General features: G+C 67.8%; 25 protein-coding genes and 2 pseudogenes. 17 read left to right on the forward strand and 10 right to left on the reverse strand.

What is annotated here, in order from left to right; translation table 11 throughout:
- A pseudogene (locus AO501_RS38560) lies at positions 1 to 825 on the forward strand (PE family protein); the annotation flags it as partial.
- 82 nt (positions 826 to 907) lie between these two features.
- On the opposite strand, the gene AO501_RS32360 reads toward AO501_RS38560, so the two are convergent.
- Complete coding sequence (locus AO501_RS32360) at positions 908 to 1,417, reverse strand: DUF3515 domain-containing protein (RefSeq protein ID WP_055581671.1); 510 nt, start codon at positions 1,415 to 1,417, stop codon at positions 908 to 910.
- A gap of 193 nt (positions 1,418 to 1,610) precedes the next feature.
- Between AO501_RS32360 and AO501_RS32365 the strand changes: the two genes are divergently transcribed.
- From AO501_RS32365 to AO501_RS32385, 5 genes are read left to right on the forward strand one after another with little or no spacing between them, the layout of a single operon-like run.
- Positions 1,611 to 2,576 (forward strand): thiamine-phosphate kinase, encoded by a 966-nt coding sequence (locus AO501_RS32365; RefSeq protein WP_055581651.1) that lies wholly within the window; start codon positions 1,611 to 1,613, stop codon positions 2,574 to 2,576.
- Between the two features lie 10 nt (positions 2,577 to 2,586).
- Positions 2,587 to 2,877, forward strand: a complete 291-nt coding sequence (locus tag AO501_RS32370) for a DUF1330 domain-containing protein (RefSeq protein WP_055581672.1) — start codon at positions 2,587 to 2,589, stop codon at positions 2,875 to 2,877.
- Complete coding sequence (locus tag AO501_RS32375) at positions 2,874 to 3,557, forward strand: uracil-DNA glycosylase (protein WP_055581652.1); 684 nt, start codon at positions 2,874 to 2,876, stop codon at positions 3,555 to 3,557. Before AO501_RS32370 ends, AO501_RS32375 begins: the two co-directional genes overlap by 4 nt.
- Before the next feature lie 5 nt (positions 3,558 to 3,562).
- Complete coding sequence (locus tag AO501_RS32380) at positions 3,563 to 4,489, forward strand: NADP-dependent oxidoreductase (protein WP_055581673.1); 927 nt, start codon at positions 3,563 to 3,565, stop codon at positions 4,487 to 4,489.
- A gap of 10 nt (positions 4,490 to 4,499) precedes the next feature.
- A complete protein-coding gene (locus AO501_RS32385; protein WP_197420000.1) occupies positions 4,500 to 5,159 on the forward strand; it encodes a nitroreductase in 660 nt (219 codons plus the stop codon).
- Position 5,160: 1 nt separating this feature from the next.
- Here AO501_RS32385 and AO501_RS32390 read toward each other — a convergent pair whose 3' ends face one another.
- The 5 genes from AO501_RS32390 to rpmB form a co-directional block, all read right to left on the reverse strand.
- A complete protein-coding gene (locus AO501_RS32390; protein ID WP_055581653.1) occupies positions 5,161 to 5,991 on the reverse strand; it encodes an oxidoreductase in 831 nt (276 codons plus the stop codon).
- A 1-nt stretch (position 5,992) separates the two neighbouring features.
- Complete coding sequence (locus AO501_RS32395) at positions 5,993 to 7,237, reverse strand: DUF1214 domain-containing protein (RefSeq protein WP_055581654.1); 1,245 nt, start codon at positions 7,235 to 7,237, stop codon at positions 5,993 to 5,995.
- The gene (locus tag AO501_RS32400) at positions 7,234 to 8,400 is read right to left on the reverse strand and encodes a sulfotransferase family protein (RefSeq protein ID WP_055581655.1); all 1,167 of its coding nucleotides are present in this window, start codon (positions 8,398 to 8,400) and stop codon (positions 7,234 to 7,236) included. Before AO501_RS32400 ends, AO501_RS32395 begins: the two co-directional genes overlap by 4 nt.
- The gene (locus tag AO501_RS32405; protein WP_055581656.1) at positions 8,400 to 8,843 is read right to left on the reverse strand and encodes a nuclear transport factor 2 family protein; all 444 of its coding nucleotides are present in this window, start codon (positions 8,841 to 8,843) and stop codon (positions 8,400 to 8,402) included. Before AO501_RS32405 ends, AO501_RS32400 begins: the two co-directional genes overlap by 1 nt.
- A 131-nt stretch (positions 8,844 to 8,974) precedes the next feature.
- Entirely contained in the window at positions 8,975 to 9,169 is a 195-nt protein-coding gene (rpmB, locus tag AO501_RS32410; RefSeq protein WP_036354526.1) for a 50S ribosomal protein L28, read from the reverse strand.
- Between the two features lie 229 nt (positions 9,170 to 9,398).
- Here rpmB and AO501_RS32415 point away from each other — a divergent pair, with 229 nt between their 5' ends.
- Genes AO501_RS32415 through AO501_RS32425 form a run of 3 tightly spaced genes read left to right on the forward strand, consistent with a single transcriptional unit; the run spans position 9,399 to position 13,992 of the window.
- The gene (locus AO501_RS32415; protein ID WP_055581657.1) at positions 9,399 to 11,054 is read left to right on the forward strand and encodes a DAK2 domain-containing protein; all 1,656 of its coding nucleotides are present in this window, start codon (positions 9,399 to 9,401) and stop codon (positions 11,052 to 11,054) included.
- Positions 11,054 to 13,282, forward strand: coding sequence for an ATP-dependent DNA helicase RecG (recG, locus tag AO501_RS32420; protein ID WP_055581658.1), 2,229 nt, complete (start codon positions 11,054 to 11,056; stop codon positions 13,280 to 13,282). Before AO501_RS32415 ends, recG begins: the two co-directional genes overlap by 1 nt.
- On the forward strand, positions 13,279 to 13,992 hold the full coding sequence (locus tag AO501_RS32425; protein WP_055581659.1) for an HNH endonuclease family protein: 714 nt from the start codon (positions 13,279 to 13,281) through the stop codon (positions 13,990 to 13,992). The genes recG and AO501_RS32425 overlap by 4 nt, the downstream gene beginning before the upstream one ends.
- A 13-nt stretch (positions 13,993 to 14,005) precedes the next feature.
- Here AO501_RS32425 and AO501_RS32430 read toward each other — a convergent pair whose 3' ends face one another.
- Positions 14,006 to 14,854 carry an aldo/keto reductase gene (locus AO501_RS32430; RefSeq protein ID WP_055581660.1) on the reverse strand — a complete coding sequence of 283 codons (849 nt, stop codon included), beginning with the start codon at positions 14,852 to 14,854 and terminating at the stop codon, positions 14,006 to 14,008.
- 196 nt (positions 14,855 to 15,050) lie between these two features.
- On the opposite strand from AO501_RS32430, the gene AO501_RS32435 reads away from it, so the two are divergent.
- The 6 genes from AO501_RS32435 to coaD all read left to right on the forward strand — a co-directional run bounded on the left by AO501_RS32435 (position 15,051) and on the right by coaD (position 22,077).
- Positions 15,051 to 16,169, forward strand: coding sequence for an alpha/beta hydrolase (locus AO501_RS32435; protein ID WP_055581661.1), 1,119 nt, complete (start codon positions 15,051 to 15,053; stop codon positions 16,167 to 16,169).
- A gap of 72 nt (positions 16,170 to 16,241) precedes the next feature.
- A complete protein-coding gene (locus AO501_RS32440; protein WP_055581662.1) occupies positions 16,242 to 16,997 on the forward strand; it encodes a DsbA family protein in 756 nt (251 codons plus the stop codon).
- A gap of 3 nt (positions 16,998 to 17,000) precedes the next feature.
- Positions 17,001 to 17,624 (forward strand): vitamin K epoxide reductase family protein, encoded by a 624-nt coding sequence (locus AO501_RS32445; RefSeq protein ID WP_055581663.1) that lies wholly within the window; start codon positions 17,001 to 17,003, stop codon positions 17,622 to 17,624.
- Positions 17,625 to 17,638: 14 nt separating this feature from the next.
- Positions 17,639 to 21,022, forward strand: coding sequence for a pyruvate carboxylase (locus AO501_RS32450; protein WP_055581664.1), 3,384 nt, complete (start codon positions 17,639 to 17,641; stop codon positions 21,020 to 21,022).
- Complete coding sequence (gene rsmD, locus AO501_RS32455; protein WP_082658979.1) at positions 21,019 to 21,573, forward strand: 16S rRNA (guanine(966)-N(2))-methyltransferase RsmD; 555 nt, start codon at positions 21,019 to 21,021, stop codon at positions 21,571 to 21,573. Before AO501_RS32450 ends, rsmD begins: the two co-directional genes overlap by 4 nt.
- A 24-nt stretch (positions 21,574 to 21,597) precedes the next feature.
- On the forward strand, positions 21,598 to 22,077 hold the full coding sequence (coaD, locus tag AO501_RS32460; protein ID WP_055581666.1) for a pantetheine-phosphate adenylyltransferase: 480 nt from the start codon (positions 21,598 to 21,600) through the stop codon (positions 22,075 to 22,077).
- Here coaD and AO501_RS32465 read toward each other — a convergent pair.
- Positions 22,074 to 23,033 carry a metallophosphoesterase gene (locus AO501_RS32465; RefSeq protein WP_055581675.1) on the reverse strand — a complete coding sequence of 320 codons (960 nt, stop codon included), beginning with the start codon at positions 23,031 to 23,033 and terminating at the stop codon, positions 22,074 to 22,076. The two genes, coaD and AO501_RS32465, sit on opposite strands and share 4 nt — an antisense overlap.
- A 39-nt stretch (positions 23,034 to 23,072) precedes the next feature.
- Here AO501_RS32465 and AO501_RS36625 point away from each other — a divergent pair, with 39 nt between their 5' ends.
- Both AO501_RS36625 and AO501_RS32475 read left to right on the forward strand, forming a co-directional pair.
- Positions 23,073 to 23,474 (forward strand): nuclear transport factor 2 family protein, encoded by a 402-nt coding sequence (locus AO501_RS36625; RefSeq protein WP_197420001.1) that lies wholly within the window; start codon positions 23,073 to 23,075, stop codon positions 23,472 to 23,474.
- Positions 23,475 to 23,537: 63 nt separating this feature from the next.
- On the forward strand, positions 23,538 to 24,596 hold the full coding sequence (locus AO501_RS32475; RefSeq protein ID WP_055581668.1) for an NAD-dependent epimerase/dehydratase family protein: 1,059 nt from the start codon (positions 23,538 to 23,540) through the stop codon (positions 24,594 to 24,596).
- On the opposite strand, the gene purU is transcribed toward AO501_RS32475, so the two are convergent.
- Positions 24,593 to 25,465 carry a formyltetrahydrofolate deformylase gene (gene purU, locus AO501_RS32480; RefSeq protein ID WP_055581669.1) on the reverse strand — a complete coding sequence of 291 codons (873 nt, stop codon included), beginning with the start codon at positions 25,463 to 25,465 and terminating at the stop codon, positions 24,593 to 24,595. The two genes, AO501_RS32475 and purU, sit on opposite strands and share 4 nt — an antisense overlap.
- A 64-nt stretch (positions 25,466 to 25,529) precedes the next feature.
- Positions 25,530 to 25,763 (reverse strand): annotated as a pseudogene (locus tag AO501_RS32485) (hypothetical protein); the annotation flags it as partial.

The following is a 25,763-nucleotide window of genomic DNA, read 5'->3' on the forward strand; positions in this document are numbered from 1 at the left end:
GGTGACGCCGGAGCCGGCGGTATCGCCGGCGACGGAGGTTCCGGCGGCAATGGTGCTGCCAGCGGCGCCGGCGGCCTGGCCTACGGGACGGGCGACGGCGGTGCCGGCGGGGCCGCCGGGGCGGGCGGCGACGGTGGTCATGGCGGCAATGGCGGCCTGGGCGGCGAGACCCTGCTTGGTGACGGCGGAGCGGGCGGGGCCGGTGGCAACGGCGGACACGCCGGCAACGGCGGCCTCGGCGCCCAGGGGGGCACGGCGCTGGGATCGGGCGATGGAGGTGCCGGCGGCGCTGCCGGCGCAGCGGGGAACGGCGGTGGTGGTGGCACCGGAGGTACCGGCGGAAACGCCACCCACGAGTCCGGGCAGACCAACGTGGGCGGTGTCGGCGGCAGCGGCGGTAGCGGCGGCGCCGCCGGTGCCGGCGGTAACGGTGGCTTCGGTGGCAATGCCATTTCGGGTGCCGGCGGCAATGGCGCCGGCGGCAGCAACGGCGGCACCGGGGGTGCCGGCGGTGCTGGTGGCTTCGCCGGTTCGGCAGGCGTTTTCAACAATGCCGGCGGTGCCGGCGGCGGCGGCGGTGCCGGCGGTGCTGGTGGCGACGCCGGCGACGGCGGCATCTCTACTTCCGGCCCCGGCGGCAACGGAGCCAACGGCGGCAACGGTGGCAGCGGCGGAAACCACGGCGACGGCGGTTCCGGCGATCCGACCGGGACTCCCGGTGCGCCCGGCGGCGGCGGAGTCTTCGGCGCCGGCAGCTCCGGGGGGGCGGGCGTACCCGTTGGTCTCCCGGGCACCGACGGCCACGACGGCGCTGCCGGTACCTGATGTCCACTGCCGGGTTCCCAAGGGACATCGCAGAAGCGTTGCGGCAGTCGGGATTCGGGTGTTGACCGCCAGCGGCCGCCGGCTAGCGAGCCGGTGCCGGGTCGATCGGCACCGCCGTGACCGTGCGGTCAATGATGCGCGAAAGATCCTGAATCGGAACAGGTCCCGACCCGGTGGGCAGCGTGAGCGCCACATACACCGGACGGTCCACGGTGTACCAGGTGGTGGTGCCGGCGTCCGTCGACCCTCGGTCACCCACCCGGAACCACTGGACCGTGTCGACGACCTGGATCGGCGACCCCACCACGAACTCGTCCGGGCGCTCCAGGCCGCAGCGCATGATGACCGGCTCCGCGTTGTTCACCGACCGCCAGGCGCGGGCACTCTCGGGCGCCGGCTGCGCTATCTCGGCGCGCCGGAAACTCCCGAGTTGCTCGGGTAGCGCGTCGATCAGCGCGTTGCAGGCGGGACTGGCGGCGTGCGGTGCCGCCACGGCAGGCAGCGTCACCGGTTGCTGCCGCGGGTGCCGGGTGGCCGCGAGCACCAGGATCGCCCCGATGGTCGCCACGGCCAGGACCAGGGCGGCGATCATGGCGGCGCGTGGCGGGCCGCCGGATTCGGCCGCGCCTGTCACCTGCCTGTCACCTGGCTGTCTCCTCTGCGATCCGACGCACGGCCACGACTACACTGGCCCGGTCCGCCCGAATGGGTTGGAACCCAACTTACCGCAGGTCGGACGGCCGTCCGGGGGCCGTCACACGGCCACGGCGCAGAGATGAGGTGAGGTGCTCGACGACGCATCGGGGCAGTCCCCGACGTTGCAGCAGGTCGGCGAGTTCGCGGTGATCGAGCGGTTGGTGCGAGACCGCCGACAGCCCGCCGCCGTCACGCTCGGTCCCGGCGACGACGGGGCGGTGGTATCGGGCAGCGATGAACGCACCGTGGTGTCGGTCGACATGTTGGTGCAGGATCGGCACTTTCGGCTGGACTGGTCAACGCCGTACGACGTCGGGCGCAAGGCGATCGCCCAGAACGCCGCCGACATCGAGGCGATGGGCGCCCGGCCCACCGCGTTCGTGGTGGGTTTCGGGGCGCCGGGCGACACCCCGGAGGCGCAGGCCGCTGCGCTGGTGGACGGCATGTGGGACGAGGCGCGCCGGGTCGGCGCCGGTATCGCGGGCGGTGACCTGGTCAGCTGTCCGCAGTGGGTGATATCGGTGACGGTGCTGGGAGATCTCGAGGGTCGTGCGCCGGTGTTGCGGTCCGGCGCGCGGCCCGGCTCGGTGCTCGCCGTCGCCGGTGATCTGGGACGGTCGGCTGCCGGATATGAGTTGTGGCGCAAGGGAGTTGAAGATTTTGACGGCCTTCGCCACCGGCACCTGGTGCCATTGCCACCGTATGGCGAGGGGTCGATGGCCGCGGCCGCCGGCGCTACGGCGATGATCGACGTCTCCGACGGCCTGGTGGCCGATCTGCGGCATGTCGCAGAGGCGTCCGGGGTGACCATCGACCTGTCCACCGAGGCGCTGGCCGTCGACCATGACGCGGTGTCGCGGGCGGCCGAGGCCGTCGGCGCCGATCCTTGGGAGTGGGTGCTCGGCGGCGGCGAAGATCATGCTCTGGCGGCGTGTTTCGCTGATGCGGCGCCGGCCGGGTGGCGGGTGATCGGGCGCGTTCGCGAGGGACCGGGCCGGGTGCTGGTCGACGGCAAGGAGTGGGAGGGATACGCGGGGTGGCAATCGTTCCAATAGGGTGGCGACGATGACCGTCTACGCGATCGCCCAGTTGCGGTTCACCGACCGAGCGGCCTATGACCGGTACCAGGCGGGATTCATGGACGTCTTCCGCCGCTTTTCCGGAACAGTGCTCGCCGCCGACGAGTCACCCGTGGTGGTCGAGGGGGATTGGGACCGCGAGAAAGTGGTGCTGATGTCGTTCCCCGACGAGACCGCCTTCGACGATTGGGCGCAATCACCGGAGTATCAGGAGATTTCGCGGGATCGCCGGGCCGGTGCCGACACCGTGGTGCTGCTGGTGAAGGGCCTGTCATGACCGCGCGTCCGCTCAGTGAACTCGTCGAGCAGGGCTGGGCGACGGCGCTGGAACCCGTGGCCGACCAGGTGAGCCGGATGGGGCAGTTCCTGCGGGACGAGATCGCGGCCGGTCGACGGTACCTGCCCGCCGGCCCGAACGTGTTGCGCGCCTTCACCTATCCTTTCGACGACGTCCGGGTGCTGATCGTGGGCCAGGACCCTTACCCGACGCCCGGCCACGCGGTGGGTCTGAGTTTCTCGGTGGCGCCGGACGTGCGCCCGCTGCCCCGCAGCCTGTCCAACATTTTCGACGAATACAGCGCCGACCTCGGTTTCCCGCAGCCCTCCAACGGCGACCTGACACCGTGGTCCCAGCGCGGTGTGATGCTGCTCAACCGGGTGCTCACCGTGCGTCCCAGCAATCCGGCGTCACACCGGGGCAAGGGCTGGGAAGCCGTGACGGAGTGCGCCATTCGCGCACTGGTGGGGCGCGAGCAGCCGCTGGTGGCGATCCTGTGGGGGCGCGACGCATCCACGCTCAAACCGATGCTGGCCGAAGGAAACTGCGTCGCCATCGAATCGCCGCACCCGTCGCCGCTGTCCGCCTCGCGTGGCTTCTTCGGGTCGCGGCCGTTCAGTCGCGCCAATGGACTGCTCACCGGAATGGGGGCTGACCCGATCGATTGGAAGCTGCCGTGACCGAGATGACCGCATTGCGGGCGCACCATCGCGGCGGCCCGGAAGTGCTGACCGTCGAGTCGGCGCCGGTACCGGTCCCGGCGCCAGGCGAAGTGCTGGTCGCCGTGCATGCGGCGGCCATCACCTTCGACGAGTTGACGTGGGAAGAGACGTGGACGCGCGACGGGGTCGATCGGACGCCGACGATCGTGTCGCACGAAGTGTCGGGCGTCGTCGCCGAAATCGGGCCGGGGGTTCGGGATTTCCAGCCCGGCGACGAGGTATACGGGCTGGTCGGATTCGACCGCGACGGCGCCGCAGCCGAATTCGTCGCCATGCCGGCGACCGACCTGGCCGCCAAACCCTCGACCGTGTCCCACCCGGTCGCCGCGGCGCTGCCGCTGGCCGGGCTCACCGCGCTGCAGGCCCTGGTCGACCACGCCGCGGTTCGTCCCGGCGAGCAGGTGTTGGTTCACGGCGGTGCGGGGGGCGTGGGTGCTTTGACGGTCCAACTCGCGGCCCAGTTGGGAGCCGAGGTCACCGCAACTGTGCGCAGCGACACCGGCGAACTCGTCCGCGGGTTCGGTGCCCGGCACGTGATCGACACGCGCACCGACACATTCGACGGCGCGGCCTACGACGTCGTCGTCGACACCGTGGGCGGTGAAACCCTGGACCGGTCGTTCGGCGTGCTGCGCCGGGGTGGCCGGCTAGTCACCCTGAGCGCACCGCCGCCGCCGGGCAAGGACACCGAATTCGGCGTCACCGCAACGTTCTTCATCGTCACCGCCGACCGGCGCCAGCTTACCGAACTAGCTCAACTAGTCGACCGGGGCCGCCTGCACGTGGAGATCGCCCGAACCTTCCCGCTCGCGCAGGGCCGGGAGGCCTTCGAAAGCGGCAGCCGCCCCGGCCGGCGGGCCGGGAAGACCGTCCTCGTCGTCCGCGATTGACGCTGTCAGGATGAAGCCCGTGTACGACCTCGAGGACACCATCCGTCAGCGCCGGTCCAGCCGCATGTTCCTGCCCGACCCGGTGCCGCGACAGCTGGTCGAAGAGTCACTGGAGTTGGCGATGCGTGCTCCGTCCAACTCCAATGTCCAGCCGTGGCAGATGGTTTTCACCAGCGGCGCCGCCAGAGACCGGTTGGTTTCGGCTCTGTTGGCCAAGGCCCGCGCCGAACCACCCCGGGTTCCGCAACTGCCACCGGCCTTCGCCCACCTGCGGCGCGAACTGGGTGCGCAGGTCTACGGTTCGATGGGCATCGCCCGCGACGACGCGCCCGGGCGCCAGGAAGCGGTGCTGCGCAATTGGGAATTCTTCCGCGCCCCACTGGGCGGGGTCGTGTTCATGCACGAGGACCTGGATGTCGTCGACAGCATGGGCGTCGGGATGTTTCTGCAGAACCTGCTGCTGGCGTTGACCGCTCGCGGCCTTGGCACCTGTGTTCAGGTGTCGATCGCCGGCTATCCCGAGATCGTCCGCGACCAACTGGGCATCGGCGCGGACATGCGCATACTGTGCGGGCTCGCGGTCGGCTACCCCGACCCGGACTTTCCGGCCAACTCGTTACGGATCGGCCGCGACAGCCTGGACAAGCACGTGGTGTTCCTCGACGAATGACCTAACCGCCCGGGAAATTCACGTCCTTCGTCACGGCCTTCCATTCCTCGATCGATGCCGAGGTCGCAGTGATCTTGTCCCGCATCGCTTTCAGCACGTCACGTCCCAGCAGCAGCCGCAACGGGGGATCGTCGAGTTCGGTCACCATCAGCACCGCCTCGGCGACCTTGCGCGGATCGCCCGGAAGATGGTCGGCGAACTGCTTGATCAGGTCCTTGCGCGCGGCGACGTCGGCGTAATCGGCGATCGGCGTGCCGGTTTCCTTCATCGATCTGGTCGCCCAGTCGGTGCGAAACGCGCCGGGTTCGATGGCGGTCACCTTGATCCCGAGCGGACGGACCTCGGTGGCCAGGGCTTCGGTCACCGCTTCCAGCGCGAACTTGGTCGACGAGTAATAGGCGTTGGGCGGGTTGGCCACCAGGCCGGTCATCGACGAGATGTTGACGATGTGCCCGGCGCGGCGGGCGCGCATGGCGGGCAGCACCGCCTTGATCATGTCGACCGCGCCGAAGTAGTTGACGTCGAACAGTTTCCGGACCTCCGCGTCCTCGCCCTCCTCCACCGCCGACAGATACCCGTGACCGGCGTTGTTGACCAGCACGTCGATCCCGCCGAACGCCTGTTCGGCCGCCGCGACCGCAACGGAGATCTGGGCGCCGTCGGTGACGTCGAGTGCCACCGCCAGTGCCTGCGAGCCGAATTCGTCTGCCAGGTCCTGCACCGTTTCGGCCCGCCGCGCGGTCACCACCACGCTGTGGCCGGCTTGCAGAGCGCCACGGGCGATCTCGCGGCCGAAACCGGTGGAGCAGCCCGTCACCAACCACCGCGCCATCTCAGGCCGTCCCTTCCGGCAGGCGCCGCAGATAGGCTGCCCGCCGGTCGGCCAGCTCCGCCGCCCGTTGTTCGGAGCTCACCCGCGGCAAATCAGGTACCTCGGCGTCCAGCCGGTCCAGCTTGACCACGCGCCCGTGCGCGCCCAGACCCGCGCGTGGTCCCGTCGCACCGAACTCCGCCATCCGCAGCGTCAGGATGGCTTCGCGCAGCCCGTCGGTGTCGATCCAATTCGCCACGCCCGGATCGTCCGGCGAGATCACGTAGGTGTAGGTCCCGTCGTCGTTGGCCACCGACTGCGCCTTGTTGAGGCTGCCGGTGCGGTCGACGATGTCCAGCGTGGTGCCCCAGATATTGCTCAGCGGCACCGTGAAGTATTCGGCGCCACCATCATTGAGGTCGACCACGAACGCCTCGTCGGGCGCCAGGTCAAACCGGCCCATGACGTAGAACTGGTTGCGCATCGCGCCGTCGGTGTCCGCGGACCAGGCCAGGTCGAACCGGTTGGCCGGCATCTTGTACACGCCATGGCTGAGCTTGCCGGTGAAGTTCGCGAAGTACGCCATCATCGACGCCGTCGCCACCGCCTGCTCGTCACGAGTGCGGGCCGGCACCGACGGCGCGCTCCCAAGCCGTTGTATCTCAAAGTGGTTGGGATCGTCGCGAGCCCAGTCGAGCAGTACGTCGCGGATGTAGAACTCGTGCGCTTGCGGGGTGCTCTGAACGTGGTTCGGCCGGCTGCCCGCCGGGTCGGCGTCGACGGTGATGGTGAAGCTGCCGTCGGAGTCGACCTCCATGGTGCGGCCGTTGAGCACGTCGACGGTGCCCATGTGCGCGTCCCACAGGGTGAAGTAGTTCTCGGTCATCCGGTGCTCACCTACCCGCCCGTGGATCTCGTAGCGTTCGTCCCCGGAGATCGGTATCACCCGGTACACGCTGTCGGGATTGTCTATGCCCCAACGGGATCCGGGAATACTTCGACCGTCCACCGGGTGCGCCAGCCGGGTGATGCAGCTGACCTTGGGCCGCAGCTTGTCCTGGTTGGACGACCACACCGCCGCCGAGAACATCACCTCGGCGAACGCGTCGTCGAACCGCTCGCGCATCGCCTCGGACGCCTTCGCGCGGCCCAGCCACGTCTGGGCGACGTCGCGGTAGGCGGCCTTGACGGTCGGATGCTCGATCAACTCCAGCGCGGCCAGTTCCTGTTCGCGCTGGGACGCCGTGGACACCGGGTGGTCGGTCATGCGTTGCTCCCGTCTCGGAAACGCTTGTTGTACAACGTGAATCGTTCGTCGACCTGCTCAGGCCGCAGGCCGTATTCGGCCAGCCGGTAGGGCGGGCGGGACGCTTCGCGCGGGCGCACCCGCAGCCAGTGCCGCATGGCGTGCTGCGCCTGATCGGTCAGCGGCTCACCGATGGCCTCATATACGCGCGCCACCTGTCCGATCGGGTCGGCCACCGCATCGTCGAACTGAATGTCGGTGACGCAGCCGGAGTCCCAACCGTCCCGGACTGTCATCGCCCGGTCGTTGCTCCATCCCATGCGTTGCAACCACTCCGCGCCGACCCGGTACGGGTCGACGGTGTCGGCGTGCATCGCATGCAACGTCGCGTTCAGGCTGGCCCCCGACGCGATCGTGGTCCGCGGGTCGCGGTGCATGTGGACGAGGTGCAGGCCGGGGAACCTGGCGCGCAACAGATCCAGATAACCCAGGTGGGCCGGCGATTTGAGCACCCAGCGCCGCCCCGCCGCACCTCGGCGGCGTTTCTGCCACTGCAGAAACTGCAGCATGCGGTGCAGGTAGTCGTAGGCGGGCGTGAAGTCCTGCTCGTCGAGCCAGGACCGGTAGTGCGGCAGATGTGCGCCGGACTCGGGGACGTGTGACAGGAAAGCGTCGGCCAGGAAGACGATCTCCTCTTCGGCTTCCCGCGCGTACATCGGGTGGATGGTGAACAGGTCCGGCGCGAGTTCGCGCGACTTCGCTTCGCGCGCTTCGCTGATCGCGATGCGGGGGTCGGTACCGGTGAACGCCTCGTCGAGCTTCGGCGCGGCCTCGACCACCTCCCAGCCGTAAGCGCACAGGAACCGCGGGTCGGCCGCCAGCAGTCGTTGCACCAGAGTCGTTCCGCTGCGCATCATTCCGACGACGACGATCGGGGTGGCGACCCGCTCGTCGAGGATTTCGGGGTGTCGCCGGATCCACTCCTGTGTGCGCAGCCGCATCCGCAGGCTGTGCACGATGCCGGACCGCAGGATGTGGGTGCCGATCATGTTGAGGTCGGCACGCGCATAGTCGGCCAGCAGCACCCGCAGCGGACCTTCGAGATCGCCCGGGCCCCAATCGGTCAGCGACTCCTTGCGTTGCGCCTCGGCCAGCACCGCCGGGGCGTCGAACGGCGTCACCACTAGAACTTCAGATGCCGGCTGACATCGCCAACCTGATCGACGAACATGGTGCGGCTGTCGAACCACCAGGTGCCGTCGAGTCGGTGGAACGTGTCCTTGTAGTGCCCGGTCACTATCACCTGCAGCGGCAGCTCGGGGGTGGCCTGCGTGACGCAGTAATACGACGTGCTGGTCGCGGTTCCGGCGGCGTCGTCGATGTGCAGCTGCACGTTGGTGGTGTTGTGCTTGGTCTTCGGTGTGCCGTCCTCGTAGATCCGGGTGGCCATGTCATACATCTGGCGCACCCGGGCGGCTCCGGCGAACACCGTCTCCGGCGGACCGTCCTCGACGCCGCAGATGCGGCCATGCTCGAAGAGCCTCGCGACCCCGTCCAGGTCGCCGCCGTCCAGAAGTTGCGCGTAGGTGTAGATCAGGTTGGTGATGGCGATAGCGCTGTCACTCACGTGGAAACCACCTCGGCTGTACTCCGTTGTTTACGCCAGACCCTCTGGTGACGTTACTTGGAGGCCGGGGAGGACCGGCAATCGCACTTCCGCTGCAGATTCACCGGGGGCGAGCCGCGGCGAGCGAGGCGTCAGCCCCGGGTGACCTTGCCGGCCTTGATGCACGACGTGCAGACGTTGAGGCGCTGCTTGTTGCCGCCGGGGCGGGTCACGGCGTGCACGGTCTGAACGTTCGGGTTCCACCGGCGGCTGGTGCGGCGGTGGGAGTGCGACACCGACTTACCGAAGCCGGGGCCTTTCCCGCAGATATCGCACACAGCGGCCATGGTTCAAACTCCTCAAGTCTGTTGCTGGGGTCCGGTGACTCCGTAAACGGGTCCGGGAAACTGAGCCGGAATAGCCCAGGATAGCCCAGGGGAGTCCCAGGATACCGACTGTGGTCGGCAACCTCCAAAACGCCTCCCGGCGGCTGTCGCCCCGGCTGACTAGGCTCTTGCACGGTTACTCTGGCGCGCACCGGGGGCCCGGAACGTGCAATAAGGAGGTGGGGTCGGGTTGGTCACGTCGGATCGTCCGTTGGACGGCTTGGCCCTGCGCGACTGGGCGCACACCGCGGTCAGCGACCTGATCACCCATATCGACGAGATCAACCAGCTCAACGTGTTCCCGGTCGCCGACTCCGACACCGGCGCAAACATGCTGTTCACGATGCGTTCCGCGCTGGCGCAAGCCGACACGGAAGCCGATCGGGACACCGACGTGGCCCGGGTGGCCGCCGCGCTGTCCGCCGGGGCGGTCACCGGCGCGCGTGGCAATTCCGGGGTGATCCTGTCCCAGATTCTGCTGGGTATCGCCGAGGTGACCGCGGATGCGGCCGGCGACGCCGGCGGCAACCTGCCCGCCATGGACGCGGCGACGCTCGGTGCGGCGCTGTGGCGCGGGGTGGAGCTGGTGGTGGCTTCGATGGGGGGCGACGAGGTTCCGGGGACCATTGTTTCGGTGTTGCGGGCGGCCGCCACTGCCGTCGAGCAGTCCGCGGCGGCCGGCGACACGCTGCCCCGCGCGGTCATCGACGCGGGAGACGCGGCGGTGGTGGCCCTGGAGAAGACCACCGAGCAGCTCGACGTGCTCGCCGACGCCGGCGTGGTCGACGCCGGCGGCCGGGGCCTGCTGGTCATGCTGGACTCACTGCGCTCGACCATCACCGGGAGCGCGCCCGCGCGGTCCATCTACGAGCCCTCGCCGCAGTCGCGGCCCGCCGACACCGCCGCCCGGCGCCCGGCCCCGCAGTTCGAGGTGATGTACCTGCTGGCCGGCTGCGACGCGGCGGCGGCCGACACGCTGCGCGACCGGCTCGGCGAACTCGGCGATTCGGTGGCCCTCGCGGCGACCCCCTCGGACAGCTATTCGGTGCATGTCCACACCGACGACGCCGGCGCCGCCATCGAGGCCGGGGTGGCGGCGGGCCAACTGAGCCGGATCGTGGTCTCGGCGCTCAGTTCCGGCGCCACCGGCCTGCCCCCGGGCAGCTGGACCCGCGAGCGTGCGGTGCTGGCCGTGGTCGACGGCGACGGCGCCGACGAGTTGTTCGCCGGCGAGGGTGCCTGCGTGCTGCGGCCGGATGAGGGCACCGACATCACCGCCCACCAGCTGGTTCGCGCCGTGGTGGACACCGGCGCCGCCCAGGTGATGGTGCTGCCCAACGGTTACGTGGCCGCCGAGGAGCTGGTGGCGGGCTGCACCGCCGCGAACGGCTGGGGCGTGGACGTGGTGCCGGTGCCGACCGGGTCGATGGTGCAGGGGTTGGCCGCACTCGCCGTGCACGACCCCGACCGTCAGGCCGTCGACGACGGTTACTCGATGGCGCGAGCCGCCGGGGCGGCCCGGCACGGGTCGGTGCGGATCGCCACCGAGAACGCGTTGACCTGGGCGGGCACCTGCAAGCCGGGTGACGGCCTGGGCATCGCCGGCGACGAGGTGCTGATCGTGGCGGCCGATGTCGCCGCGGCGGCCATCGGCCTGCTGGATCTGCTGTTGGCGTCCGGCGGTGACCTGGTGACGGTGCTGACCGGGTCCGAACTCGCCGACTCCGACATCGCGGCGGTGGGCAGCGTCCTGGAACGGCACGTGCATGACCGGCATCCGGGCAGTGAGCTGGTGGTCTACCGCACCGGGCATCGCGGCGACGTGCTGTTGATCGGGGTGGAGTAGTGGGCGTAGGGCTGGGTGATCGCCTCGACCTGGTCATCGGCGCGAAGTCCGCCGGCCCGCTGGACGACGTGTTCGGCATCAAAACCGTCGGCGACCTGCTGCGTCACTATCCACGAAGCTACGTCGCACGCAACGGCACGCGCGGCATCGAGGACGAGCGGCCCGAAGAAGGCGAGCACATCACCATCGTCGACGTGATCACGACCGCGTCGCCCGGCTGGATGAAGAAGCGGTCGCCGAACCAGAAACAGCGGAAATTCCTGCGGATCACCGTCGGATCCGGCCGCGGCAAGGTGACGGCGACGTTCTTCAACGCGGAATACATCATGAAGGACCTCACGGAAGGCACCAAGGTGATGCTTTCCGGCGAGGTGGGCTACTTCAAAGGAGCCATGCAGTTCACCCACCCGGACTACCTCATCCTCGACTCGCCACATGGAAGGACTCACGGCAGCAAATCCCTGCGCAGCATTGCCGACGCCTCCCGAAATTCCCGCGGCGAAGTGGCGATGGAGGAGTTCGAGCGTCCCTTCTACCCGATCTACCCGTCCAGCGCGAAATTGCAGACCTGGGACATCTATGCGTGCGTGCTCCAGGTCCTCGCCGTTTTGGATCCGGTGCACGAACCGCTGCCGGCGGACCTGCGGGCCCGCTACGACCTGATCGGTGAAGACGAAGCGCTGCGCGCCATCCACCTCTCCGACGTGGAATCGCTGCGCGACAAAGCCCGCCACCGGCTGACCTTCGACGAGGCGGTCGGTCTGCAGTGGGCGCTGGTGGCCCGGCGGCACGGCGAGTTGTCCGAATCGGGACCGGCTGCGCCGCCGCGCTCGGACGGGCTGGCCGCAGAGTTGATGCAGAGGCTGCCTTTCGAGCTGACCGCAGGCCAGCGCGAGGTCCTCGCGGTGGTGTCCGACGACTTGTCCGCGACCCGTCCGATGAACCGGCTGCTGCAGGGTGAGGTCGGTTCGGGCAAAACGATCGTCTCGGTGCTGGCGATGATGCAGATGGTCGACGCGGGTTATCAGTGTGCGTTGCTTGCGCCGACGGAAGTGCTTGCGGCGCAACATCTTCTGTCGATCAACAACGTGCTGGGCCCGTTGGCGATGGGGGGTCAGCTGGGCGGGGACGACCGGGCAACCCGGGTGGCGCTGCTCACCGGGTCGATGACGGCCGGGCAGAAGAAGAAGGTCCGCGCAGAGATCGCGAGCGGCGAGGCCGGCATCGTCATCGGCACCCACGCGCTGCTGCAGGAGGCGGTGGAGTTTCACAAGCTGGGCCTGGTCGTGGTCGACGAGCAGCACCGATTCGGTGTTGAGCAGCGAGATCAGTTGCGCGCCAAGGCTCCCGCCGGAATCACCCCGCATCTGCTGGTGATGACGGCGACGCCGATACCGCGCACGGTCGCCCTCACCGTGTACGGCGACCTGGAGACGTCCACCCTGCGGGAGCTGCCGCGGGGACGCCAGCCGATCACCAGCAGCGTGATTTTCATGAAGGACAAGCCGGCATGGCTCGAGCGGGCCTGGCAGCGGATCAGAGAAGAGGTTGCCGCCGGCCGCCAGGCATATGTGGTGACGCCGCGGATCGACGAAACCGAGGCCGACGCGAAGAGTGAAGAGCGGCCTTCGGCGACTGCCGAGGGGACGTTCGCGCGTCTTCGCGCCAGAGAACTGGCGGACCTGCGACTAGGTCTCATGCACGGACGGCTGCCGGCCGATGAGAAGGAAGACGCGATGACGGCGTTCCGCGCCGGCCAGATCGATGTGCTGGTGTGCACCACCGTCATCGAGGTGGGCGTCGACGTCCCTAATGCCACGGTGATGCTGGTGCTGGATGCCGACCGGTTCGGTATCAGCCAGTTGCACCAGCTGCGTGGGCGCATCGGTCGTGGGCAGCATCCCAGCCTGTGCCTGCTGGAGACCTGGAGCTCGGAGGGGTCGCAGGCCGGTAGGCGGTTGAAGGCCGTCGCCGCAACCATGGACGGCTTCGCGCTCGCCGACCTCGACCTCAAGGAGCGCAAAGAAGGAGATGTGCTGGGCCGCAACCAGTCCGGGCGGGCGATCACGCTGCGACTGCTGTCGCTGGCCGACCATCTGGAGTTGATCGAGGCCGCCCGCGAGTTCTGTCTGGCCGCCTACGAGGAGAACCCCGCCAACCCCGACCTGGCCCTGGTGGCAGCGCCTTTCACCAACGCAGACCGCATCGAATACCTGGACAAGTCGTGAGACCCCGGACGTTATGGTGGCTGGCCGCCGTCGCGGTGCTCGCCCTGGTCGTCGCCTATCAGACGTTGGGATCGTCGGCGGCCCGGCATGCCGACGAATTCGCCGCCCGCGCAGACGTTCCCACGGTGGCGCCCGGCGCCGATGTGCTGGAGGGCATTGCCGTGGTCCCGATGCGACTGCACCGCTATGACTATCTGCGCTCGGCGTTCGGCGATGCCTGGACCGACGACAACGACGCCCCGGGCGGCCACAACGGTTGCGACACCCGCGATGACATCCTCAACCGCGACCTGGTGGACGTCACGCACGTCTACACCAAGCGCTGCCCCGAAGCGGTGGCCACCGGCATCCTGCACGACCCGTACACCAACTCCGTCATCGCCTTCCAGCGCGGCGCCAAGGTGGGCGAGGCGGTGCAGATCGACCATCTGGTGCCGCTGTCCTACGCCTGGGACATGGGCGCCAACGGCTGGCCGGCCGCGCAGCGGGTGCGCTTCGCCAACGATCCCGCCAACCTGCTGGCCGTGCAGGGGCAGGCCAACCAGGACAAAGGTGATTCGCCGCCGGCGCTGTGGATGCCGCCCAACGCCGCATTCGCCTGTCAGTACGCGATCCAGTTCATCGCCGTGCTGCGCGGTTATGCGCTGCCGGTGGACCAGGCATCGGGAGACGTACTGCGCCGCGCCGCGGCCACCTGCCCGGCCGGCTGAGCCGCCGAGCGACTCAGGTGCCGGCGTAGGTCTCCGGGTCCGGGCGAAGCCGGGTGCCGTCGTTCAGTCCGTTCAGCGCATTCATGTGCTCGGAGGCCAGCTCGAAGCCGAACACGTCCAGGTTGCCCGCGATGTGTTCGGCATTGGCCGAGCGGAACACGACCGAGTTGCCCAGCTGCAGGTTCCAGCGCAGCAGCACCTGCGACGCCGTCTTGCCGTATTCGCCGGCGATCGAGGTGACGGTCGCGTTGTCCGCCAACCGGCCCAGCGCCAGCGGCGTGTAGGCCTGCGTGACGATCTGGTGTCCCTCGTTCGTCTTGCGCAGGTCCTCCTGGTTGAGCAGCGGGTGCAGCTCGATCTGGTTGACGGCAGGTGTGACGAACGTCAGGTCGATCACCATCTCCAGGTACTCCGCGGTGAAGTTGGACACGCCGATCGAGCGGGCATGTCCTTCACCGCGGGACTGGATCAGTCCGCCCCAGGAGTCCACGTACTTGCCCTGCGCCGGCGCCGGCCAGTGGATCAGGTAGAGGTCGACGTAGTCGAGACCGAGCCGCTCCAAACTGGCCTTGCAGGCGTCCTGGGCGAAGTTGAAGCCGTGGTTCTCCGTCGCGAGCTTGGTGGTGACGAATAGCTCTGCTCGCGGGATACCGGAGGCGGCGATCGCGCGACCCACCGCGGCCTCATTGCCGTAGGCAGCGGCGGTGTCGATGAGTCGGCAGCCCATCTCCAGCGCCGCCGACACCGCGCGTTCGGTCTCGTCCTCCGACAGTTCCGCGGTACCGAGGCCAAGCACCGGAATCGTGTTCTCGTCGTTGAGGGTTATTGAGGGAACCGCCGCGGCGCCCGACTCGCCAGTCACGTAATTTCACCTGCCTGTTTGAAGTGAATGCTCTCCGATCTCGGGACCACGATATTACTGAGCTATATAAGCCACCTAATCAACCCGCTGTGAGTGTCCGAATTCGCCGATATGGCCACGACGTACAGTTGGTCGCGGGGTACGCCGGAATCGGTGAGTCGTCTAGCGTCACGAAAGTTCTTGTAGGGAGCGGCCCATGACCAAAAGTCTGCCAGGCACGCAAGACCTCCATCCCGGGGCAACGGATGCGCCGACCGGGTGGTTGACACGCGTGCAGAACACCATCACCACCACTGGCATGAAAGTCATTCCGTGGATCCCGTCCGCGGCCAAACGGCTGCTGACGCGGGGCCGCTCGGTGATCATCGACGGCAACACCCTCGACCCGACGCTGCAGCTGATGCTGACCGGCATGCGCGCCGCCGGTATCGACGGCCTGGTGGTCGACGACGACCCGGGGCCCTCGCGGACCCTGATGCACGACAGCATGGTGGCGCTCCCCGGACCGCAGATCCACGTCGAGGTCACCGAGATCTCGCTGCCCGGACCGGCCGGCGAGATCCGGGCCAGGCACTACCGTCCGCCGAACGGCGACAACGCGCCCCTGCTGGTCTTCTACCACGGCGGCGGATGGGTCATCGGTGACCTGGACACCCACGACGCGCTGTGCCGGTTGACCTGCCGCGACGCGGGCGCCCACGTGTTGTCCATCGACTACCGCCTGGCGCCGGAGCACCCGGCGCCGGCCGCGATCGAAGACGCCTACGCCGCCTTCCGGTGGGCCTGCGAGAACGCCGCCCAGCTCGGCGCCGCTCCCGGGCTGGTCGCCGTCGGCGGCGACAGTGCGGGCGGGAACCTGGCAGCCGTCGTCAGCCAGCTGGCCCGCGACGCCGGCGGCCCGGTCCCGGTGCTGCAGTGGCTGATCTACCCGCGCACCGATTTCACGGTCAAGACCCGGTCGATGAGCCTGTTCGCGCGCGGATTCCTGCTGACCAAGCGCGACATGGACTGGTTCCAGGCGCAATACCTGCGAGGTTCCGGGATCGACACCACCGATCCGCGGCTGTCGCCGGCGCTGGCCGAATCGCTGTCCGGGCTGGCGCCCGCGCTGATCACGGTCGCCGGATTCGACCCGTTGCGGGACGAGGGCGTGGACTACGCAACGGCCCTGCGGGCCGCCGGCACCGACGTCGACCTGCGCTACATGGGGTCGTTGACGCACGGGTTCGCCAATCTTTTCCAGCTGGGGGGCGACAGCGCCGTGGCGACGACCGAATTGATTTCGGCGTTGCGGGCGCACCTGAGCCGGTGCTGACCCACCTCACCAGTGCCGTCGGTAGTCTAGAGGCGCCCGACTGCGGGTAAGTCAACGAAACGTGAGGATCTCGTGGCCGACAAACCCAAGCGCCCCGCTCGACTCGACCTGAAGTCCGGTGACGGCAAGTTCGGCAGGCTCATCCAGATCGGCGGCACCGCGATCGTGGTGATCTTCGCCGTCGTCCTGGTCTTCTACATCGTGACGAACAATCACAAGAAGACCCCGGTCAGCGGAGAAGGCGCCGTTCGCGTCGCCTCCAGCAAGCTGGTCAGCGATAACGGCAAGCCCAAAGCGCTGGTCGCCTTCTACGAAGACTTCCTGTGTCCCGCGTGCGGCAACTTCGAGCGTGGCTTCGGGCCCACGGTCTCCAAGCTGATCGACATCGGCGCCATCGCCGCGGACTACTCCATGGTCACGATTCTGGACAGCCCGCGAACCCAGAACTACTCCTCGCGGGCCGCGGCCGCCGCTTACTGCGTGGCCGACGAGTCCATCGAAGCGTTCCGCCGGTTCCATTCGGCGCTGTACAGCAAGGACATCCAGCCCGAAGAGACCGGCACGAAGTTCCCCGACAATGCGCGACTGATCGAGATCGCCCGCGAGGCAGGTGCGGCGGGCAAGGTGCCGGACTGCATCAACAGTGGCAAGTACATCTCGAAGGTCACCGGCCTGGCGGCGGCCAGCAACATCCGCGCCACCCCGACGGTCCGGATCAACGGCGAGGAATACGACCCGTCGACACCCGAGGCCCTGGTCGCCAAGATCAGGGACATCGTCGGGAACATCCCCGGCATGGACGAGGCTTCGGCAGCGTCGAAGACCTAACCGATGTCAGTCGACGTTGTCGCCGAGGAATCCGGCGAACTGAAACCGACGGGCACGGGGGTGCCCGTGCTGAGCGCGTGGTGGGTGCTGATCGGCGGCGTGATCGGCCTGCTCTCCTCGATCACGCTGACCGTGGAAAAGATCGAGCTGCTGCGTAACGCCGCGTACGTGCCGACCTGCAACATCAACCCGATCTTGTCGTGCGGCTCGGTGATGGTGACCAAACAGGCGTCGGTGCTCGGCTTCCCCAATCCACTGCTGGGCATTGCCGGATTCACCGTGGTGGTAGTCACCGGAGTGCTGGCGGTGGCGAAAGTGCCGCTGCCCCGGTGGTATTGGACCGGCCTGGAAGTCGGGCTGGCGATGGGTGCGGTGTTCGTGCACTGGCTGATTTTCCAGAGCCTGTACCGGATCGGGGCCCTCTGCCCGTACTGCATGGTGGTGTGGGCCGTCACCATCACCCTGCTGGTGGTGGTGGCATCCATCCTGCTGCGTCCGACGCTGGACGACCGCGGCCTGTTGCGGTTTCTGTTCGGATGGCGGTGGTCACTCGTCACGTTCTGGTTCACCGCCGTGTTCCTGCTGATCATGGTCCGCTTCTGGAACTACTGGTCGACGCTCATCTGAGTTAGGGGTCAAGGGTGATCTCCAAAGTGCTGGTGGCCAATCGCGGCGAGATCGCGATCCGGGCGTTCCGCGCCGCCTACGAACTCGGCGTCGGCACCGTCGCCGTCTACTCGTACGAGGACCGCAACTCATTGCACCGGCTCAAGGCCGACGAGTCCTATCAGATCGGTGAGGTCGGGCACCCGGTCCGCGCGTACCTGTCGGTGGACGAGATCGTCGAGACGGCGCGCCGCTGCGGAGCAGACGCGGTTTACCCGGGCTACGGATTCCTTTCGGAGAACCCGGATCTGGCCGCGTCGTGCGCGGCAGCCGGTATCGCTTTCGTCGGCCCGGGCGCGGAAGTGCTTGAGCTGACCGGAAATAAGTCCCGGGCCATCGCGGCCGCGCGGGAGGCTGGGCTGCCCGTGCTGGAGTCCTCGGCGCCGTCGTCGTCGGTGGACGAACTGGTGGCGGCCGCTGAAGCTATGCGGTTTCCGTTGTTCGTCAAGGCCGTTGCCGGCGGCGGCGGCCGCGGGATGCGCCGCGTCACCGACAGTGCGGCGCTGCCCGAGGCGATCGAAGCCGCCAGCCGGGAAGCCGAGTCGGCGTTCGGTGACCCAACGGTGTACCTGGAGCAGGCGGTGTTGCGTCCGCGCCACATCGAGGTGCAGATCCTGGCCGACACGCACGGCAACGTGATCCACCTCTACGAGCGCGACTGCAGCGTGCAGCGGCGCCACCAGAAGGTGATCGAGCTGGCGCCGGCGCCGAACCTGTCGCCGGAACTGCGCGACAAGATGTGCGCGGACGCCGTCGCCTTCGCCCGCCACATCGGTTACAGCTGCGCCGGCACCGTCGAATTCCTGCTCGACGAGAGCGGCGACTACGTCTTCATCGAGATGAATCCGCGGATTCAGGTGGAGCACACCGTCACCGAGGAGATCACCGATGTCGACCTGGTCTCGAGCCAGCTGCGCATCGCCTCCGGCGAGACGCTCGAAGACCTCGGCCTGACCCAGGATGCCGTGCGGCCGCACGGTGCCGCCCTGCAGTGCCGCATCACCACCGAGGATCCGGCCAACGGTTTCCGCCCGGATACCGGCCGGATCAGCGCCCTGCGCACGCCGGGTGGTGCCGGGATCCGGCTGGACGGCAGCACCAACCTGGGTGCGGAGATCAGCGCGCACTTCGACTCCATGCTGGTGAAGCTCACCTGCCGGGGCCGGGATTTCCAGACCGCGGTCAACCGGGCACGACGCGCCATGGCGGAGTTCCGGATTCGCGGGGTGTCGACGAATATTCCGTTCCTGCAAGCGGTTCTGGACGACCCGGACTTCCAGGCCGGTCGCGTCACCACATCGTTCATAGATGACCGGCCGCACCTGCTGACCGCGCGCACCTCGGCGGACCGCGGCACCAAGATCCTCAACTATCTGGCCGACGTGACCGTCAACAAACCGCACGGCACCCGCCCGTCGAAGGTGTACCCGCAGGACAAGCTGCCCTACATCGACCGCGACACCCCGCCGCCGGCCGGTTCCAAGCAACGGCTGGTCGAGCTCGGCCCGGAGGGTTTCGCCCGCTGGCTGCGGGAGTCACCGGCAGTCGGGGTGACCGACACGACGTTCCGCGACGCGCACCAGTCGCTGCTGGCGACCCGGGTGCGCACCAGCGGATTGCTCATGGTGGCACCGCATCTCGCGCGGACCACGCCACAGTTGCTGTCGGTGGAGTGCTGGGGTGGTGCGACCTACGATGTGGCGCTGCGTTTCCTGAAAGAGGACCCGTGGGAGCGGCTGGCCGCCCTGCGCGAATCGATTCCCAACATCTGCCTGCAGATGCTCTTGCGCGGCCGCAACACCGTGGGATACACGCCGTATCCGGAGATCGTCACGTCGGCGTTCATCGAAGAGGCAACCGCCACCGGCATCGACATCTTCCGCATCTTCGACGCGCTCAACAACCTCGACTCGATGCGTCCGGCCATCGACGCGGTGCGCGAAACCGGTTCCGCGATAGCCGAAGTCGCGATGTGCTACACCGGCGACCTGTCCGATCCGGGGGAGCGGCTGTACACCCTCGACTACTACCTGCGGCTGGCCGAGAGCATCGTCGAGGCCGGCGCGCATGTGCTGGCCATCAAGGACATGGCCGGTCTGCTGCGGGCACCGGCCGCCCACACCCTGGTCAGCGCTTTGCGCAGCCGGTTTGACCTGCCCGTGCACGTGCATACCCACGACACGCCCGGCGGCCAACTCGGCAGTTATGTGGCGGCGTGGCAGGCGGGGGCCGACGCGGTCGACGGGGCGGCCGCGCCGATGGCGGGCACCACCAGTCAGCCGTCGCTGAGTTCGATCGTCGCCGCGGCGGCGCACACCGACTATGACACCGGCTTGTCGCTGGAAGCGGTGTGCGCGCTGGAGCCGTACTGGGAGGCGTTGCGAAAGGTGTACGCGCCCTTCGAGTCTGGGCTTCCGGGCCCGACCGGGCGGGTCTACCACCACGAGATTCCGGGTGGCCAGTTGTCGAACCTGCGCCAGCAGGCGATCGCGCTGGGGCTTGGTGACCGGTTCGAGGAGATCGAAGAGGCGTACGCGGGGGCCGACCGGGTGCTGGGACGGCTGATCAAGGTGACGCCGTCGTCGAAGGTGGTCGGTGACCTGGCGCTGGCGCTGGTCGGTTCTGGCCTGTCCGCCGACGAATTCGCCTCCGAGCCGTCCCGTTTCGACATCCCCGACTCGGTGCTCGGTTTCCTGCGCGGCGAGCTGGGCGATCCGGTGGGTGGCTGGCCGGAGCCGCTGCGTGAGAAGGCACTGGCCGGTCGCGCGCCGGCCAAGCCGGCCCCCGAACTGACCGCCGATGACGAGAACGCGCTGTCCTCACCCGGCCCGAAACGGCAGGCGACGCTGAACCGACTGCTGTTTCCCGGCCCGACAAAGGATTTCGAGGAACACCGGGATATCTACGGCGACACTTCGCAGTTGTCGGCCAACCAGTTCTTCTACGGCCTGCGCCAAGGCGAAGAGCACCGGGTGAAGCTGGAGCGCGGCGTGGAGTTGTTGATCGGGCTCGAGGCGATCTCGGAACCCGACGAGCGCGCCATGCGGACCGTCATGTGCATCATCAACGGCCAACTGCGGCCGGTGCTGGTGCGCGACCGGAGTATCGCCAGCGCGGTGCCGGCCGCCGAGAAAGCCGACCGCGGCAACCCGAATCATGTTGCGGCGCCGTTCGGCGGGGTGGTCACCGTGAGCGTGTCCGACGGCGACGAGGTGAGCGCCGGGCAGACCATCGCCACTATCGAGGCGATGAAGATGGAAGCCCCGATCACCGCGCCGCACGACGGCACCGTGGAACGCGTCGTGCTGTCGAGCACCGCTCAGGTGGAAGGTGGAGACCTGCTGGTGGTGCTGAGCTGACGCGCCTCATCGGGGGCGTCGCCGGGGGCCGGCGGCTCACGGTTCCGCCGCGCGGGACGAGGCCGACCACCGATCGGGTGCGCGAGTCGCTGTTCAACATCCTCTCGGCGCGCCTGGACCTGACCGGCCTGGCGGTGCTCGATCTCTATGCAGGCTCCGGCGCACTGGGCCTGGAGGCACTGTCGCGCGGCGCCGCGTCGGCGGTGTTCGTGGAGTCCGACCAGCGCACCGCGGCCGTCCTGGCGCGCAACATCACCGCCGTCTGTCTGCCCGGCGCGGTGGTGCGCCGTGGCCCGGTGGCCGCCGTCCTGGCGGCGGGGGCGGCGTCACCGGTTGACCTGGTGCTGGCCGACCCGCCGTACGACACCGAAACCGCCGATGTCGACGCGGTTCTGGCCGCGTTGGGCATCCACGGCTGGGTGCGGGAGGGGACCGTCGCGGTGGTGGAGCGCGGCGTCGGCAGCGCGCCGCTGACCTGGCCGCCGGGCTGGTCGGTGTGGCCGGAGCGGGTTTACGGCGACACTCGTCTGGAGCTGGCCGAGCATGAGTGACCTGCCCTGCTAGCGTCATCTCCTATGAGCGGCGCGGTATGCCCCGGGTCCTTCGACCCCGTGACGTTGGGCCACATCGACGTCTTCGAGCGCGCCGCCGCCCAGTTCGACGAGGTAGTGGTCGCGATCCTGGTCAACCCGGCCAAGAAGGGCATGTTCGACCTCGACGAGCGGATCGCGATGATCGAGGAGTCGACGGAGCACCTGCCCAACCTGCGGGTGGAATCCGGTCAGGGGTTGGTGGTCGACTTCGTCCGGTCCGTGGGGATGAACGCGATCGTGAAGGGTCTGCGCACCGGAACCGATTTCGAGTACGAGCTGCAGATGGCGCAGATGAACAAGCATGTGGCCGGGGTGGACACGTTCTTCGTCGCGACCGCTCCGCGGTACTCGTTCGTCTCGTCGTCGCTGGCGAAAGAGGTCGCGATGCTGGGCGGCGACGTGACCGAGCTACTGCCCGAGCCGGTCAACCGCCGCATGCGGGAACGGATAGCCCAGCGTTAGGCGCCGCACTGCCAATAATTCTCGGCTCGGATCGTGGTTTCGCCGGACCAACGGTAGGCGGTCAGTTTGCCGCCTTTCGCCACGCTGAAGTCAACGCATGCGCAGTGCGCCGTCCAGTCGCGGGCGTGTTGCGGGCTGCCGTTGCGCCAGTAGTGGCCGTAGAACACCGGTACCGTCTGCGTGTAGGTGTAGGAGCGCTCTTCGGGCGAGACCTCGATGTCCGGCAAGGCGGGGTAGGGCGTGCCGTCTTCGGCCGTGAAAGTGTCTGCGATCTCGGCGATTTGGCGCACCGTGGTGGCGTTGTCGTCCCACCAGCGGATTCGCGCACTGCCGCGGAGGTGATTGTCCTTGTCCTTGAAGGGTGGCAGGTCGCGGGCCGTGAGGCTGATCTCGGGACCCTTGAGTAGCACTTCGACGGCCTCGTAGAGTTCGTGGCCTTTAGTGGAGGCGTCGACGAACTGGTGTGCGGCGTCGAAACGGTGCGAACCAAGTTGTTGCTCAACTGTTTTCATCGACTCGTCGTGCCAGCAGGCGTGTACCACGCGCAGATCGCCGAGGTCGAGCCACAGCGGGAGGGTCGCGAACCAGGCCACGTAGTGGGCCCGCTGGTCGTCGGTGAGCTGGTCGAGGAACTGCCGATGCTGGCGGGTGTTCTTGTCGCTGTGTTCCCGCAAGTGGCGCCCACTGCCGGCCGGATGCTCGGTGGCGTACCCGATCGCGTTGAATTCGTGGTTGCCCATGACGATTTGAGCGCCGCCGTCGTCGACCATGGCCTTGACGATCTGCAGGACGCGCAGTTGCTCGCTGCCGCGGTCGACCAGGTCTCCGACGAAGATCGCTTGGCGGTCCGGATGCCGGAAGACGCCGTCCCGATGTTCGTACCCGAGCTCGGTCAGCAGAGTCTGGAGAGCGGAGGCACAGCCGTGGATGTCGCCGATGATGTCGTAACCCTGCACGAACCGATTCTCGCACTGGGCACCGGTACCGTCGTCACCATGACCCCGACCGATGAAGCCCAATCCGTTGTAGGCAGGTTCGTCACCGCGGTCGCTGAGGAACGCATTGACGATGCCCGTCAACTGCTGCACCCCGAACTGGTGGTCTACGAGGCTGGCGGTTTGCCTCACAGCGGCGAATATTACGGTCCGCAAGGGTTTTTCGACGCGATGGCGAAGATGAACGAGCTGTGGGACGTGAATCTGACCCGGTTGGTTCAGACGTTGGCGGACGACAACACCGTTGCGGTGCGTTTTTGCCTGCGGTTCACGGCGCGGGCAACCGCCAAGAGCGTCGAAGTGGGCATGGTCGAGGTGTATACGATCCGAGACGAGTTGATCGCCGAACTGGACGTTTTCTGCAAGGACCCGTCGTCGGTCGCGGCGTTGCTCGAGGTATAGCGCGCCGGTCACCGGTTGCGTTACCGTCCTGCGCAGAGTTGCTTGACGGGATCGAGGACTGCCATGTCAGGAACCGTGCTGATTACCGGTGCTTTCGGTCTGGTGGGGACCGAGACGGTCAGACGATTCGCGGCCGACGGGTGGCAGGTGGTCGCCACGGCGCATCGCAAAGCGTACGACGAGTTGCCGCCGCGCGTGCAGACCCGCTGGACGGATCTGACCGACCCCGCGCAGGTGCGGTCGGTGGTTTCCGAGGTGTCGCCGGACGTGATAGTCCATCTGGCGGCTGTGATCCCGCCGCTGGTGTATCGCGATGCCGCCTTCGCCCGCACATTGAACGTCGGCGCCACCGCGTCATTGGTTCATGCGGCGTCGGATCAGCCGAACTCGCCACGCTTTCTACACGCCTCCAGTACGGCGATATACGGCTCGCGAAATCCCTACCGTCATCCCGAGTTGATCACGTTGGACACTCCGATTCGGCCGTGCGAACTCTATGGCGGCCACAAACTCGAAGCCGAGCAACACGTTCGGTCTTCGAATCTGGATTGGGTGGTGCTGCGGCTCGGCGGCGTGTTCAGTGTCGACCCGCGTGCCATGCCCGTCTCGCTCGACATGGCGTACTTCGGCAGCGCCCTCCCGTGGGATGGCCGGGTGCATGCCGTCGATACCCGGGATGTGGCAGTGGCTTTCGCGACGGCCGCCCACAGCGACGTTGTCGGCCAGACCTTCCTGATCGGCGGTGACGAATCGCACCTGTTGCGTCAGGGTGAGATCGCACCGGCGATGGCGGCCGCCCAGGGCATGAAGGGTGTAGTGCCGCAGGGGCGGCCCGGCGACCCCAACAACGACGACGGCTGGTATCCCAACGCCGATTGGATGGATGTGGCGGAAGCGCAGCGGGTGCTGAAATTCCAGCACCATTCGTGGCCCGACATGCTGGCTGAGATGCGGGCCCAGGCCGGCTGGAAGCGGTATCCGCGACGAGTCATCGTCCCGTTGGCGCGCCAGGTCATCAAACGGCAAGCGGCGTATCGTAAATCGCCCGGTCAGTACGCCGATCCGTGGTCGGCCCTGGGGGCGCGATTCGGCAGTACGGCGGTGGACACCGCCAGGGCCTAGAACACTATGGTCTGGTTATTGTGCACGATGACGCGGTCCTGGCAGTGCCACAACACCGCACGCGACAGCACCGCGCGTTCCACGTCGGCCCCGACGCGCACCAGGTCTTCGACGGTGTCGGTGTGACTGACCCGCACCACGTCCTGTTCGATGATCGGCCCCTCGTCGAGAACCTCGGTGACGTAGTGCGCGGTGGCACCGACGAGTTTGACGCCCCGCTCCCGGGCCCGCTTGTAGGGCGCCGCCCCGATGAAGGCGGGCAGGAACGAGTGGTGGATGTTGATCAGCGGACACCCGACGCCCGACAGAAACTCCGGAGTGAGGATCTGCATGTAGCGGGCGAGCACCACCAGATCCACGTTGCCGCTGAGTAATTGAAGCTGCCGCTGCTCCGCCTCGGCGCGCGTGTCACGGGTGGCGGGAATATGGAAGAACGGCACCCCGAACGGACGGACCTGCTCAGCCAGGTCGGGGTGATTCGCGATCACCATGGAGATGGACATCTGCAGTTCGCCACGGCGGTTGCGCCACAACAGGTCCAGTAGGCAGTGGTCGTCCTTGGAGGCCATGATGGCCACCCGTTTGGGCTTGGCGGCCTCGGTGAACCGGTAGTCGATTCCGAACCTTTCGGCTACGGCAGCGGCGAACTCGCGTTCCAAGCCGTCGATGGCAGCGGTCAGGCCCGGCAGGTGAAAGATCGCCCGCTGCAGGAATGTTCCGCCCTCCGGCGCCGTCGAATGCTGGTCCAGCGAGATGATGTTGGCCCCGGCCTGCGTGAGGAAAGTGCTTACCGCGGCAATGATTCCCGGTCGGTCGCTGCAGCGCAGCAACAACCGTCCAATGTCGGCGGGCTCGTTCGGTTTTGACACCCAGGTCCCTTTCGCCGTGAATTTCCGCAGGCCACGATACCGCTGCGGGTGGGTATCTCGGCAGCTATGGATCGTCTTCGTCATCGTCGGGTGCGAAGAGTTTTTCCGGGTGGTGGAATGTGTTGATTCGCGGTTGGCCGTGGTCCAAGTGGGCGGGCGGGAGCCATTCGGTGTCGCTGTTGGCGTTTTTGCGGGTGGTCCAGCCTTTTTCGGCGAGGCGGTTATCAATGCCGCAGGCCAGGGTGAGGTCGTGGATGTCGGTGACATAGGTGTTTGTCCAGCCGCTGGCATGGTGCAC

Origin of the sequence: Mycobacterium gordonae, from assembly GCF_001417955.2 — a bacterium.
In the GTDB taxonomy this organism is placed as follows: domain Bacteria; phylum Actinomycetota; class Actinomycetes; order Mycobacteriales; family Mycobacteriaceae; genus Mycobacterium; species Mycobacterium gordonae_B.